This window comes from Scandinavium tedordense (genome assembly GCF_024764965.1).
Classification (GTDB): Bacteria; Pseudomonadota; Gammaproteobacteria; order Enterobacterales; family Enterobacteriaceae; genus Scandinavium; species Scandinavium tedordense.
Genome location: NZ_JALIGG010000050.1, coordinates 181,537 through 195,799 on the forward strand (window position 1 = coordinate 181,537; position 14,263 = coordinate 195,799).

12 protein-coding genes are annotated in these 14,263 nt (G+C 53.0%); 11 read left to right on the forward strand and 1 reads right to left on the reverse strand.

Going from position 1 to position 14,263, the window contains the following annotated elements; genetic code table 11:
• The first annotated feature begins 11 nt into the window (after window positions 1-11).
• Window positions 12-1,652, forward strand: coding sequence for a thiamine pyrophosphate-binding protein (locus tag MUU46_RS05020; RefSeq protein ID WP_258964968.1), 1,641 nt, complete (start codon window positions 12-14; stop codon window positions 1,650-1,652).
• Between the two features lie 44 nt (window positions 1,653-1,696).
• Here MUU46_RS05020 and loiP read toward each other — a convergent pair whose 3' ends face one another.
• Entirely contained in the window at window positions 1,697-2,455 is a 759-nt protein-coding gene (loiP, locus tag MUU46_RS05025; protein ID WP_258964996.1) for a metalloprotease LoiP, read from the reverse strand.
• 288 nt (window positions 2,456-2,743) lie between these two features.
• Between loiP and tkt the strand changes: the two genes are divergently transcribed.
• The 10 genes from tkt (at window position 2,744) to fbaA (ending at window position 14,133) form a co-directional block, all read left to right on the forward strand.
• Window positions 2,744-4,735: a transketolase gene (gene tkt / locus MUU46_RS05030; protein ID WP_258964969.1), complete on the forward strand. Its 1,992-nt coding sequence runs from the start codon at window positions 2,744-2,746 to the stop codon at window positions 4,733-4,735.
• Between the two features lie 345 nt (window positions 4,736-5,080).
• Window positions 5,081-5,524 carry a PTS mannitol transporter subunit IIA gene (gene cmtB, locus MUU46_RS05035; protein WP_258964970.1) on the forward strand — a complete coding sequence of 148 codons (444 nt, stop codon included), beginning with the start codon at window positions 5,081-5,083 and terminating at the stop codon, window positions 5,522-5,524.
• Between the two features lie 27 nt (window positions 5,525-5,551).
• The gene (locus MUU46_RS05040) at window positions 5,552-6,928 is read left to right on the forward strand and encodes a PTS mannitol transporter subunit IIBC (RefSeq protein ID WP_258964971.1); all 1,377 of its coding nucleotides are present in this window, start codon (window positions 5,552-5,554) and stop codon (window positions 6,926-6,928) included.
• A gap of 27 nt (window positions 6,929-6,955) precedes the next feature.
• Window positions 6,956-8,233 carry a zinc-binding dehydrogenase gene (locus MUU46_RS05045; RefSeq protein ID WP_258964972.1) on the forward strand — a complete coding sequence of 426 codons (1,278 nt, stop codon included), beginning with the start codon at window positions 6,956-6,958 and terminating at the stop codon, window positions 8,231-8,233.
• Window positions 8,230-9,198, forward strand: a complete 969-nt coding sequence (gene glpX, locus MUU46_RS05050; RefSeq protein WP_258964973.1) for a class II fructose-bisphosphatase — start codon at window positions 8,230-8,232, stop codon at window positions 9,196-9,198. Before MUU46_RS05045 ends, glpX begins: the two co-directional genes overlap by 4 nt.
• Before the next feature lie 18 nt (window positions 9,199-9,216).
• The gene (locus tag MUU46_RS05055; protein ID WP_159758531.1) at window positions 9,217-9,726 is read left to right on the forward strand and encodes an MltR family transcriptional regulator; all 510 of its coding nucleotides are present in this window, start codon (window positions 9,217-9,219) and stop codon (window positions 9,724-9,726) included.
• Window positions 9,723-10,433 carry a nucleoside/nucleotide kinase family protein gene (locus tag MUU46_RS05060; protein WP_258964974.1) on the forward strand — a complete coding sequence of 237 codons (711 nt, stop codon included), beginning with the start codon at window positions 9,723-9,725 and terminating at the stop codon, window positions 10,431-10,433. The genes MUU46_RS05055 and MUU46_RS05060 overlap by 4 nt, the downstream gene beginning before the upstream one ends.
• A gap of 286 nt (window positions 10,434-10,719) precedes the next feature.
• Window positions 10,720-11,739 carry an erythrose-4-phosphate dehydrogenase gene (gene epd / locus MUU46_RS05065; protein ID WP_258964975.1) on the forward strand — a complete coding sequence of 340 codons (1,020 nt, stop codon included), beginning with the start codon at window positions 10,720-10,722 and terminating at the stop codon, window positions 11,737-11,739.
• A 47-nt stretch (window positions 11,740-11,786) separates the two neighbouring features.
• Window positions 11,787-12,950 (forward strand): phosphoglycerate kinase, encoded by a 1,164-nt coding sequence (gene pgk, locus MUU46_RS05070; RefSeq protein ID WP_159758525.1) that lies wholly within the window; start codon window positions 11,787-11,789, stop codon window positions 12,948-12,950.
• Between the two features lie 103 nt (window positions 12,951-13,053).
• Window positions 13,054-14,133 carry a class II fructose-bisphosphate aldolase gene (fbaA, locus tag MUU46_RS05075; RefSeq protein ID WP_110511960.1) on the forward strand — a complete coding sequence of 360 codons (1,080 nt, stop codon included), beginning with the start codon at window positions 13,054-13,056 and terminating at the stop codon, window positions 14,131-14,133.
• Window positions 14,134-14,263 lie beyond the last annotated feature (130 nt).

The window sequence follows — 14,263 nt, forward strand, 5'->3', positions numbered from 1 at the left end:
AAGGGTGAGCAATGAGCGAAATGATAACCGTCGGCGACGCCATCGCCAGAACGCTGGAGCAGTACAATGTTGAGGCTATTTACGGCGTCATCTCCATTCACAATCTGCCTATTGCCGATGCGATTGGTCAGCGCGGCAATATCCGCTTTGTCCCGGCGCGCGGAGAAGCTGGGTCGGTCACGATGGCCGACGCCCATGGCCGTTTTTCCGGTCTGGGCGTGGCGCTGACCAGTACCGGCGCAGGGGCAGGCAATGCGGTCGGCGCGCTGGTCGAGGCGATGAACGCCTGCACGCCGCTGTTGCACCTGACCGGCCAGGTGGAGAAAACTTGGCTGGATGCAGACACTGGCTTTATTCACGAAACCCGCGATCAACTGACTTTCCTGAAAGCAAGTTCGAAACGGGCTTATCGCATCAGCAATGCCAACCAGGCGATAGCGATTTTGCACAAGGCGATTCAGGATGCGCAGACGCCGCCGTGCGGGCCGGTGTCGGTCGAGATCCCGATTGATATTCAGGGGACGAAGATCCCGCTTTCGCTGGTGACGGCTCCGCTGAACAATGCATCGGTTGCATCAGTGGATCCGGCGGCGGTTGATGCTCTGTGGGCACAACTCAGGCTGGCAAAACAACCGCTGCTGTGGCTGGGCGGTGGGGCAATTGGCAGTGCAGCGGCGGTAAAAAAACTGGCGGATGCCGGGGTAACGGTTATTTCCAGCACTCACGGACGTGGCATACTGCCGGACAGCCATCGTGCCAGCCTGCGAGCCTTCCATAATTCGCCATCCGTTGAGGCGCTGATGGCGCAATGTGATTTTACCCTGGTGGCAGGCTCACGCCTGCGTAGCAATGAAACCTGTTCCTGGACGCTGGAGTTGCCGTCTCCGCGGGTGCAGATTGACATCGATCCGGCGGCGGCCAGCCGCAACTACCTGATGGACAACACACTGATTGCCGACTGTTCCGCGTTGCTGGGTGCGCTGGCGGAAAAAGTCCAGGGGCGCGAATGGGGTAATGCCCACTGGGATGCGCAAATAAAAGAGGCGCTCATGCATGCAGAACGCGGGTTACGTGAACAGTGTGGTGCTTATGCGCAACTGAACGATGCTATCGAGCAGGCGCTTCCCGATGATGGCATTCTGGTCCGCGATATTACGGTCTCGGGCAGCCTGTGGGGCAGTCGTCTGTTTCGCGCCCACGGTCCGCTGATGAACATCCATTCGCTGGCCGGGGCGATTGGTATGGGCCTGCCGATGGCTATCGGTACGGCGATAGCTAACCCGCAGCGGAAGATTGTTGCGTTAGTCGGTGATGGTGGACTGAGCCTGAATCTCGGGGAAATGGCGACGCTGGCACAGGAAAAAGCCAATCTGACGCTGCTTATCATGAATGATGGTGGCTATGGCGTGATGCGCGGTATTCAGGATAAGTATTTTGGCGGTCGTCAGTATTACAACGAACTGCATACGCCCGATTTCACTCTGCTGGCTCAGGCCATGGGTCTGCAGGCGTGGAGCGTCGAGCGGGCGGAGGATTTCCAGGCGGTTATGACCGAAGCACTGGCGATGCCTGGACCGTCGGTGGTGGAAGTCAGAATGGGGCACATTGGCGCACTCCGTTTTGCCGGGCCACCGCAGAAAACGCTTTATTGAGTCACGCGGTTCCCCTCTCTGCGAGACAGAGAGGGGATTTGTGTTTACTTAATGCCATCCGCCTTCATGCGGTCGCGAATATGTTGCGCGCGCTCTTCGGAGGCCGGGTGATCGTCGAGCATCGAGCTTTGACGTCCCGCTTCCAGTTTCGCCAGCTTTTCAAAGCTGGTGGCCAGTCCAACCGGGTTGATCCCGCGTTTTCGCAGCAGGTCGTAAGAGTAATCATCTGCTTCAGATTCCTGACGCTGGGAGAACTGCGCATTCACCAGTTTTTCACCCAAATCACCAAGCTGTGACTGCGACAGACTACCAATCATGCCGCCTGCAGACGCTGCCGCCACGCGCAACGCGTTGGTGCTGAGCGCAACTTGCATCCCTTTCTTCACGTGGCCGAGTGCGACGTGACCCATTTCGTGGCCAATCACCGCTTCAACTTCGTTATCCGTCATGATGTCCATCAGTCCGGTGTAGACGCGAATACAGCCGTTGGCCATCGCGAAGGCGTTCACATCTTTAGTGACGTAAACCTTGTAGTTCACCGGTTGTCCGTTGATATTGTCGCCCAGCGCTGTGGCGATGGTGTTCAGGCGTTTGGCGTAATCGCTCCCAGCAGAGGCAAGAGTGGCTTTGCTGTCCATCTCTTTACATGCCTGGTCGCTCAACGTTTTAACCTGCTCGTCGCTCAGCGTGTAAGCCTGGAAGGCTTCGGCGCCTGAACTCATGAGTCCGTTTGAATCCATGTTCTGACACCCGGTCAGAACGCTCGCTATCCCAAAGGCCAATACCACAGAGTGCAGTTTCATCATTAATTTTCCGTAATTATGGGTCGCCAGTCATCGCCATTATCTGAAATATTCCGTAATTCAAAGAAACGGAATTTAGCCAAAGTATAAAGAAAATAATGACAAGGCAGTGAGGAGATTGCGCAACCTGTAGACACAATCCAGAGATTTCCCAGGCACCGCGCGGATGCTCCATGTACATGACTTGCGGCTTGGGTTACATTGTTCACACTTTTTTCCGGCGTAGCCTAAAACGCGCTGTCGTCAAGCCGTTTTGGCATTGCCTTCATTAGTCCGATTGGAGTCAAAATGTCCTCACGTAAAGAGCTTGCTAATGCTATTCGTGCGCTGAGCATGGATGCAGTACAGAAAGCCAAATCCGGCCACCCGGGTGCCCCAATGGGTATGGCTGACATTGCCGAAGTCCTGTGGCGCGATTTCCTGAACCACAATCCGCAGAATCCATCCTGGGCCGATCGTGACCGCTTCGTGCTGTCTAACGGTCACGGCTCCATGCTTATCTATAGCCTGTTGCACCTCACTGGCTATGACCTGCCGATGTCTGAACTTAAGAACTTCCGCCAGTTGCATTCCAAAACCCCGGGTCACCCGGAAGTGGGCTATACCGCCGGTGTAGAAACCACTACTGGCCCGCTGGGTCAGGGCATTGCCAACGCAGTCGGTATGGCTATCGCGGAAAAAACCATGGCCGCGCAGTTCAACCGTCCAGGTCACGACATCGTCGACCACTTCACCTATGCGTTCATGGGTGATGGCTGCATGATGGAAGGTATCTCCCACGAAGTGTGCTCCCTGGCGGGTACCCTGAAGCTGGGCAAACTGGTTGCATTCTACGATGACAACGGTATCTCCATCGACGGTCACGTTGAAGGCTGGTTCACTGACAACACCGCACAGCGTTTCGAAGCCTACGGCTGGCACGTTGTTACTGGCGTTGACGGTCACGACGCAGACGCTATCAAGCGTGCAGTAGAAGAAGCGCGCAAAGTAACGGACAAACCGTCCCTGCTGATGTGCAAAACCATCATCGGTTTCGGTTCTCCGAACAAAGCCGGTACGCACGATTCCCACGGTGCTCCGTTGGGTGAAGCTGAAGTTGCCGCTACGCGTGAGCAGCTGGGCTGGAAATATGCGCCATTCGACATCCCGTCTGAAATCTATGCTCAGTGGGATGCGAAAGAAGCAGGTCAGGCTAAAGAAGCCACCTGGAACGAGAAGTTCGCGGCTTACGCAAAAGCTTTCCCACAGGAAGCTAAAGAATTCACGCGTCGCATGAAGAACGAAATGCCCGCTGATTTCGATGCAAAAGCACAGGCTTTCATCGAGAATCTTCAGGCAAATCCAGCGAAAATCGCCAGCCGTAAAGCGTCTCAGAACTCTATCGAAGCATTCGGTCCGTGGCTGCCAGAGTTCCTCGGTGGCTCTGCTGACCTGGCACCGTCCAACCTGACTATCTGGTCTGGTTCGAAGGCCATCAATGAAGACACCGCCGGTAACTACATCCATTACGGCGTGCGTGAATTCGGTATGACAGCGATTGCCAACGGCATCTCTCTGCATGGTGGTTTCCTGCCGTACACCTCGACCTTCCTGATGTTTGTTGAGTATGCACGTAACGCCGTACGTATGGCTGCGCTGATGAAACTGCGCCAGGTGATGGTCTACACCCACGACTCTATCGGTCTGGGCGAAGATGGCCCGACTCACCAGCCTGTAGAACAGCTGGCATCCCTGCGTGTGACGCCGAACATGAGTACATGGCGTCCATGTGACCAGGTTGAATCTGCCGTTGCGTGGAAATACGCCGTTGAGCGTCACGATGGCCCAACCGCGCTTATCCTTTCTCGTCAGAACCTGGCGCAACAGGATCGCACCGCTCAGCAGCTGGCAGACGTGGCACGTGGTGCATACGTTCTGAAAGATTGCGACGGTCAACCGCAGGTTATCTTCATCGCAACCGGTTCTGAAGTTGAACTGGCTGTTGCTGCGTGGGATCAGCTCTCTGCTGAAGGCGTTAAAGCGCGTGTGGTTTCCATGCCATCTACCGATGCATTCGACAAGCAGGATGCCGCATACCGTGAATCCGTGCTGCCGAAAGCGGTTTCTCCTCGCGTAGCGATCGAAGCCGGTATCGCAGATTACTGGTTCAAATATGTGGGTCTGAACGGTGCTATCGTCGGCATGACTTCCTTCGGCGAATCTGCTCCGGCAGAACTGCTGTTTGAAGAGTTCGGCTTTACCGTGGCGAACGTCGTCGCGAAAGCGAAAGAACTGCTGTAATTCTTCTCTGTCATCATTAACAGAGAACATCAAACGGGTCGCGAAAGCGGCCCGTTTTAAATTTAGAGGCTAATTATTTTTACTCTGACAACCCTTATAATGTGATCTGAATTGCAAATATGTATTTTGTGTTTGTTCTATATTTGCAATTCAAATCACATTTATATGCTTGCCATTTGTAATTCATGTCATAACTTATTGATTGTTCTCGGCTGTAATAAGTTCTCTTCAAGACGTTGCCAAATATCCCCTGCATTGCTTTCATCTCCTGCCGCGCGTATTTTGTTTTTACACCGTTTATGACAATCACTGACGTACCCCGAAAATAAATTATGAGGATCCACTATGCGATTGATCGATTATTTTCCGGCTTCATCGATTTCAATTAGACCTTCGGCAGGATCATGGCAGCAGGCTATCGATTTTTCGATGGAGCCATTGTTAAAACACCGCTGCATTAATGAAACATACATTCAGTCAATAAAATATTCGACCATCAATAATGGACCGTATTATATTCTGGCTCCGGGCGTTGCAATGCCCCATGCCCGGCCAGAATGTGGAGCGTTAAAAACGGGGCTTTCACTCACGTTACTCAACACTCCGGTGGAGTTTGGTCACGCCAATGAACCGGTCTCATTATTAATCGGCTTATCCGCCGCAGATTCAACTTCACATATTGATGCCATTCAGGCATTAAGCGAGCTGTTATGTGAAGAGGAAAATCTTTCTGAATTATTGTCGGCAAAGTCTGAACAACAGCTCGCGGATATTCTCGCCCGCGCTTGATACCCATTTCCTTCTCAGGATTTCATTATGGAAAATAAGTCTGCTCGTGCAAAAGTCCAGGCTTTTGGGGGCTTTTTGACCGCCATGGTCATCCCCAATATCGGTGCATTTATTGCCTGGGGATTTATTACTGCTTTATTTATCCCGACTGGCTGGTTGCCCAATGAGCATTTTGCCAAAATAGTCGGGCCGATGATCACTTATCTGCTTCCCGTTATGATTGGTTCGACCGGGGGGCATCTGGTCGGCGGCAAGCGTGGCGCGGTAATGGGCGGGATTGGTACCCTCGGGGTGATTGTCGGGGCGGATATCCCGATGTTTATCGGCGCGATGATCATGGGCCCGCTCGGCGGATTAGTGATTAAGCATATCGATAGGCTGCTGGAGAAACGTATTCCCGCCGGTTTTGAGATGGTTATCAATAACTTCTCACTGGGTATCGCCGGGATGCTGTTGTGCCTGCTGGGTTTTGAGATCATTGGCCCGGCGGTACTTATCGCTAACACCTTCGTCAAAGGCTGCATCGAAGCGCTGGTGCACACCGGCTATTTGCCGCTGCTGTCGATAATCAATGAACCTGCGAAAATACTGTTCCTCAATAATGCCATCGACCAGGGCGTTTATTACCCACTGGGAATGCAGCAGGCGTCTGAAACCGGCAAGTCCATCTTCTTTATGGTCGCGTCGAATCCAGGGCCGGGCTTGGGGTTACTGTTGGGCTTTGCGGTGTTTGGCAAAGGCATGAGTAAAAAGTCGGCGCCTGGGGCGATGATTATTCACTTCCTCGGCGGGATCCATGAACTCTATTTCCCGTATGTGCTGATGAAGCCGTTGACCCTGCTTGCGATGATTGCAGGCGGGATGTCAGGCATTTATACCTTCAATCTGCTCGGCGGTGGACTGGTCGCGGGCCCAAGCCCAGGCTCCATCTTCGCCTATTTGGCGCTGACGCCAAAGGGATCGTTTGTCGCCACTCTGGCAGGCGTGACCGTGGGGGCGGTGGTATCGTTCGCGGTGACGTCGCTTATCCTCAAAATGGAAAAAAGTACCGAGGCACAAGGGGAAGATACCTTCACTGAGTCGGCCCAAAGCGTCAAGACGATGAAGCAGGAGGGCGCGTTTTCCTACACCAGTGTGCAGCGCATCGCCTTCGTGTGTGATGCCGGAATGGGCTCCAGCGCGATGGGCGCGACGACTTTCCGCAAGCGTCTTGAAAAGAACGGTCTGAGTATCGAGGTCAAACATTATGCTATCGAAAACGTCCCTGACGACGCTGATATAATTGTGACCCACGCCAGCCTCGAAGGTCGCGTAAAACGCGTTAGCCATAAGCCGCTAGTGTTAATTAATAACTACATCGGCGATCCACAACTCGACACTTTATTTAAACAGCTTAGCGCATAACGCTTAATTCATTTATCGAGGTCAATAATGAAAACCAAAGTAGCGGCTATATATGGTCCGCGGGATGTCCGCATCCGTGAGTTTGAATTACCTGAAATTAATGATAACGAACTGCTGGTCAGCGTTATTTCCGACAGCGTCTGCTTATCTACCTGGAAAGCGGCATTGTTGGGTAGCGAGCATAAACGTGTACCGGATGATTTAGAGCAACATCCTGTTATTACCGGGCATGAATGTGCCGGTGTTATTGTTGAGGTTGGGAAAAACCTCAGCGGTAAATATAAAAAAGGTGAGCGCTATGTTTTGCAACCGGCGATGGGGTTATCGAGCGGTTATTCCGCTGGCTACAGCTATGAACATTTCGGTGGCAATGCCACCTATATGATTATTCCCGAGCAGGCAATTAATCTTGGCTGTGTATTGCCGTATAACGGTTCTTATTTTGCCGCAGCGTCACTTGCGGAACCGATGTGCTGCATCATCGGCGCTTATAAGGCGAACTATCACACCACACCGTATATTTATGACCATCAGATGGGGATTAAAGCGGGCGGGAATCTGGCGCTACTGGCCTGTGCTGGCCCAATGGGAATTGGTGCGATTGATTACGCGATTAATGGTGAGATAAAACCATCGCGCATTGTGGTGGTGGATATTGATGACGTGCGGCTGGCACAGGCTGAGAAATTGCTGCCCGTGACGCTGGCGGCGAGTAAAGGGATTGAGCTGATTTACGTCAACAGTCGCGAGATGGAAAATCCACAGGACGAACTACGCGCCCTGACAGGCGGGGCTGGTTTCGACGACGTGTTTGTCTACGCGGCCGTCCCTGCGGTGGTGGAACTGGCGGATGGGCTGCTGGCGGAAGATGGTTGTCTGAACTTCTTCGCCGGTCCGACGGATAAAAACTTCAGCGTGCCGTTTAACTTTTACAACGTGCACTACAACCGGACTCACGTCGTCGGCACGTCGGGGGGATCAACGGACGACATGAAAGAGGCCATCACGCTGAGTGCGGCCGGGCAATTGCAACCTTCCTTTATGGTGACTCACATTGGTGGGCTGGATGCGGTACCGGACACGGTACTCAATCTGCCCGACATTCCCGGTGGCAAAAAGCTTATCTATAACAGCGTCAGCATGCCGCTGACGGCGATTGCCGATTTTGCCGAGAAGGGTAAAACAGATCCGCTGTTCCAGGAACTGGCGCGGCTGGTTGAACCCACGCACGGCATCTGGAACGAGCAGGCCGAGCAATATCTGTTGGCGCAGTTTGGGGTCAACACAGGGGAGGCCGCGCAATGAATTCATTAGCGTGGTCGCTGATTCGCACCACGGAACGGGCCGCGCTGGCGGCCTGGCCGCAAACCGGATGCGGCGATAAGAATGCGATAGATGACCTGGCGGTGGTCGCCATGCGTCAGGCACTGAATGACATCCCGATGCAAGGCCGCATTGTGATTGGCGAGGGTGAAATCGACAATGCCCCGATGCTGTATATCGGCGAGCAGGTCGGCAGCGGGACCGGACCGGGCGTGGATATCGCCGTGGATCCGATTGAAGGAACCCGAATGGTAGCCATGGGGCAAAGCAATGCGCTGGCGGTAATGGCGTTTGCCCCTCACGGCAGTCTGCTGCATGCCCCGGATATGTACATGAAAAAACTGGTGGTGAACCGCAAAGCGCGCGGGGCTATCAATCTGGCGGACTCGCTGAGTGATAATTTGCGCAATGTGGCACGCGCGTTAGGCAAACCGCTGAGCGAACTAAAAATGGTCACGCTGGATAAGCCGCGCTCTCTGGCATTCATTCAGGAAGCGTCAGCCCTTGGCGTAAAGGTGTTTGCTTTGCCGGATGGCGACGTTGCTGCCAGCGTGCTCACCTGCCAACCGGCTAACGCTTTCGATGTGATGTTTACCGTGGGTGGTGCGCCGGAAGGCGTGCTCTCCGCCTGCGCGGTGACGGCGATGGCAGGCGATATGCAGGCCGAACTTATCGATTTTTGTGAGGCAAAAGGAGAAAGCGACGAGCATCGCCGAATTTCTGTTGATGAGCGCCGCCGCTGCGCGGAGATGGGTGTGACGGTCAACCATATCTACACACTCGGCGAGCTGGTGCGCAGCCAGGATATTTTGTTCAGTGCGACCGGCGTTACCGCCGGGGATTTACTTCAGGGTATTAGCCGGACCAACGAAGGTGTGCGGACGCACACTATGCTGATCAACGGTATAGACCGAACGTGTAATATTATAAACTCCCTGCATTCCTGATGATTTATCGAGAGACGAATGACCGCACTGACTGAAGATGAGGTGCTTGAGCAGTTAAATGCTCAGGACACTTTGCCTGCCTTTATGAGTGAGGCAAATACGCTGTTGCTGAAAGCAATTAAGCGTTTTCTGCCGTCGTTATTCGTCAATAACGATGAGGAAATTGTGGAATATGCAGTGAAGCCGTTACTTGCGCAAAGTGGGCCGCTCGATGACCTCGATGTGGCGCTCCGCCTGATCTATGCGCTGGGGAAAATGGATAAATGGCTCTACGCCGATATCACGCATTTTTCCCAGTACCATCAGTTTCTGAGCGGGCAGGATAACGCCCCGGGTTTTACGGATGAGCTGACCTGGGACTTTATCTGTAACGTGAATGCGATAACCGATAACACCCCGATGTATAACGCTCTGAAGAGCATGAAGTTTGCCGATTTCGCGTTGTACTCGGAAAGCCGCTTCATCGGGATGATCAAAACCGCGTTGGCCCTCGCAGTAACGGCAATTCTCAAGGAATTAACGCCGTGAAGATAATGCTGACCATTAATGGGATTGACGTTGCTGCCCATTTTAGTGAACAGGATATTGAAACCGTCCATAAGCCCCTTCTGCAAAGACTGGCGAGACTACACGCAGCCTCCCCGCACCAACGAACGATTGTTTTCCTGAGTGCGCCGCCGGGCACCGGAAAGTCGACGCTTACGGCGTTCTGGGCGTGGCTTGCCGCACAGGACCCCGAACTCCCGGCGTTGCAAACGCTGCCGATGGACGGTTTTCACCACTACAACGACTGGCTGGACGCGGAAGGTTTACGTCCTTATAAAGGCGCGCCAGAGACCTTTGACGTCACAAAGCTGGCGGGAAATCTGCGGCAAATCCGTGAAGGGCAGGGCACATGGCCGCAGTACGACCGGCAAAGGCATGATCCGCAGGAGCACGCCTTGCAGGTGACTGCGCCATTGGTGGTAGTGGAAGGTAACTGGCTTCTGCGCGACGATGTAGATTGGTGCAAACTCCGGGAATATTGTGATTTTTCGATTTTCATCACCGTCCCGGCGGCTGCGTTGAGCCAGAGACTTATTGCCAGAAAACAGGCTGGCGGCCTGAGCAAGCAGGACGCGATCGCTTTTTATCGACGTACCGACGGGCCAAATGTCGAACGCGTTCTCAGCGAGAGTGTGCCTGCCGACGTGACGCTGGCAATGACCGAAGAAGGCGACTATCGTTTCGTTTGATTATGGGCAGAGTGAATAGCCCTCAGCGAAATGCAGGGGTAAATTATTCTTAATCGCTGCAAAAGGGCATGGGAAAATGTGACGTAGATCAGATAACTGTTTTCTGTCGCGGGTCACGGATTCCCTTTATTCCAGGTTTCGCTTACTCTAGCTGAAGCGTTTCAGTCGATTAAATGTTCGACAAATAATCAATCAGTCGCGGTTTGCGACAGCAAGGATTCCTTTCCAGGTGAGGCTGGATTACGCTCTCAGCCACACACTTCAGGGAAAGTCTTGCAGGAGACCTATGACCGTACGCGTAGCGATTAATGGCTTCGGTCGCATTGGACGTAACGTGGTTCGTGCTTTATATGAATCCGGGCGTCGTGCGGAAATCACCGTGGTGGCAATCAACGAACTGGCTGATGCTGCGGGCATCGCGCATTTGTTGAAATATGACACCAGCCATGGCCGCTTTGCCTGGGATGTTCGCCAGGAGCGAGAGCAGCTTTACGTCGGTGATGATGTCATTCGCCTGCTACACGAGCCGTCGCTTGAAGCGCTGCCGTGGCGTGAACTGGGCGTTGATGTCGTGCTCGATTGCACCGGCGTGTATGGCTCCCGAGCCGATGGCGAAATGCATCTGGCGGCGGGCGCTAAGAAAGTGCTCTTTTCACACCCTGGCAGCAACGATCTCGACGCAACGGTAGTTTACGGTGTCAATCACCACGAGTTGCAACGCGATCACCGTCTTGTCTCCAACGCATCCTGTACCACCAACTGTATTATTCCTGTCATCAAATTGCTCGACGATGCCTGGGGTATTGAATCGGGAACGGTTACGACTATCCATTCGGCGATGCACGATCAACAAGTTATTGATGCGTATCATCCGGACCTACGTCGTACCCGTGCGGCCAGTCAGTCGATTATTCCAGTTGATACTAAACTGGCTGCTGGCATCACCCGAATTTTCCCGCAGTTTAATGATCGATTTGAAGCCATTGCCGTGCGCGTGCCGACGATTAACGTCACCGCAATCGACCTCAGCGTAACCGTGAAGCATCCGGTAAAAGCGAGTGAAGTCAACCAGTTGTTGCAAAAAGCGGCGGCGGGGGCATTTCATGGTATAGTTGACTATACGGAATTACCGTTGGTCTCAATAGATTTTAACCACGACCCGCACAGTGCCATTGTCGATGGCACGCAGACGCGGGTCAGCGGTGCGCATCTGATCAAAACGCTGGTCTGGTGTGATAATGAATGGGGTTTCGCTAACCGAATGCTCGACACCACGTTAGCGATGGCCAATACAGGTTTCAGGTAAGGCGCTGTCGCGTCTGCAAAACTTTAGAATCAACGAGAGGATTCACCATGTCTGTAATTAAGATGACCGATCTGGATCTGGCTGGTAAACGCGTTTTCATCCGTGCCGATCTGAACGTTCCGGTTAAAGACGGAAAAGTGACCAGCGATGCGCGTATTCGTGCGTCCCTGCCAACCATCGAAATGGCTCTGAAACAGGGCGCTAAAGTGATGGTGACTTCTCACCTGGGTCGTCCGACTGAAGGTGAGTACAACGAAGAATTCTCTCTGCTCCCGGTAGTTAACTACCTGAAAGACAAATTGTCTAACCCAGTTCGCCTGGTAAAAGATTACCTGGATGGCGTTGAAGTTGCTGCCGGTGAACTGGTGGTTCTGGAAAACGTTCGCTTTAACAAAGGCGAGAAGAAAGACGACGAAGCGCTGTCCAAGAAATACGCTGCTCTGTGTGACGTATTCGTAATGGACGCATTCGGTACTGCACACCGTGCACAGGCTTCCACCCATGGTATCGGCAAATTTGCTGACGTCGCGTGTGCAGGCCCGCTGCTGGCAGCAGAACTGGACGCACTGGGTAAAGCACTGGGTAACCCGGCTCGCCCAATGGTTGCTATCGTTGGTGGTTCTAAAGTTTCCACCAAACTGACCGTTCTGGATTCTCTGTCCAAAATCGCTGACCAGCTGATCGTTGGTGGTGGCATCGCTAACACCTTTGTTGCCGCTCAGGGCCACAATGTGGGCAAATCCTTATACGAAGCTGACCTGGTTGAAGAAGCAAAACGTCTGCTGACCACTTGCGACATCCCAGTTCCGACTGACGTTCGCGTGGCGACTGAGTTCTCCGAAACTGCACCAGCAACCCTGAAATCTGTTAACGACATTAAAGATGAAGAGCAGATTCTGGACCTGGGCGACGTTTCTGCACAGAAACTGGCTGATATCCTGAAAAATGCCAAAACTATTCTGTGGAACGGTCCGGTTGGCGTGTTCGAATTCCCTAACTTCCGTAAAGGTACTGAGATCGTGGCTAATGCCATCGCTAATAGCGAAGCGTTCTCCATCGCAGGCGGCGGCGATACTCTGGCTGCAATCGACCTGTTCGGTATCTCCGACAAGATCTCCTACATCTCCACTGGCGGTGGCGCATTCCTCGAATTCGTGGAAGGCAAAGTTCTGCCAGCAGTAGCGATGCTCGAAGAGCGCGCTAAGAAGTAATGCTTCCGGGCAGGGTTAACTTGCCCGTTGATTTTTTGCCGCCGTAACGCATTCGGTGGCACAAACGTTTTTTCTAAATGCCGACGATACAGGACAAACAATCATGTCTAAGATTTTTGATTTCGTAAAACCAGGTGTAATCACCGGTGATGACGTACAGAAAGTTTTCCAGGTAGCAAAAGAGAACAACTTTGCACTGCCAGCGGTCAACTGTGTGGGTACTGACTCCATCAACGCCGTACTGGAAACTGCTGCAAAAGCTAAAGCACCTGTTATCGTTCAGTTCTCCAACGGCGGCGCTGCGTTCATCGCAGGTAAAGGCGTGAAAACTGACGTTCCTCAGGGCGCTGCTATCCTGGGTGCTATCTCTGGTGCACACCATGTTCACCAGATGGCTGAGCACTACGGTGTTCCAGTTATCCTGCACACTGACCACTGCGCGAAGAAACTGCTGCCATGGATCGACGGTCTGCTGGACGCTGGCGAAAAACACTTCGCTGCTACCGGTAAACCACTGTTCTCTTCTCACATGATCGACCTGTCCGAAGAGTCTCTGGAAGAGAACATCGAGATCTGCTCCAAATACCTGGCGCGCATGGCCAAAATGGACATGACTCTGGAAATCGAACTGGGCTGCACCGGCGGTGAAGAAGATGGCGTTGATAACAGCCATATGGACGCATCCGCTCTGTACACTCAGCCAGAAGACGTTGACTACGCGTACACCAAACTGAACGCGATCAGCCCACGTTTCACCATCGCTGCTTCCTTCGGTAACGTGCACGGCGTGTACAAGCCAGGCAACGTGGTTCTGACCCCGACTATCCTGCGTGATTCTCAGGAATTCGTGTCCAAGAAACACAACCTGCCGCACAACAGCCTGAACTTCGTCTTCCACGGCGGTTCCGGTTCTTCTGCTCAGGAAATCAAAGACTCCGTAAGCTACGGCGTAATCAAAATGAACATCGATACCGATACCCAGTGGGCAACGTGGGAAGGTATCCTGAACTATTACAAAGAAAACGAAGCTTACCTGCAGGGCCAGTTGGGCAACCCGAAAGGCGACGACCAGCCGAACAAGAAATACTACGATCCACGCGTATGGCTGCGTGCTGCTCAGACCTCTATGATTACTCGTCTGGAGCAGGCATTCAAAGAGCTGAACGCGGTTGACGTTCTGTAATTTTTGAAGCCAATTTCTGCCCTAAGCCCGCTTTTTAGCGGGCTTTTTTATTGTCTTTTCAACAGGATGATTTTGCTTAATTCTGTGAACTACTTGGCAAAACGGACAATTCTTGTTTACCCTTAACCCA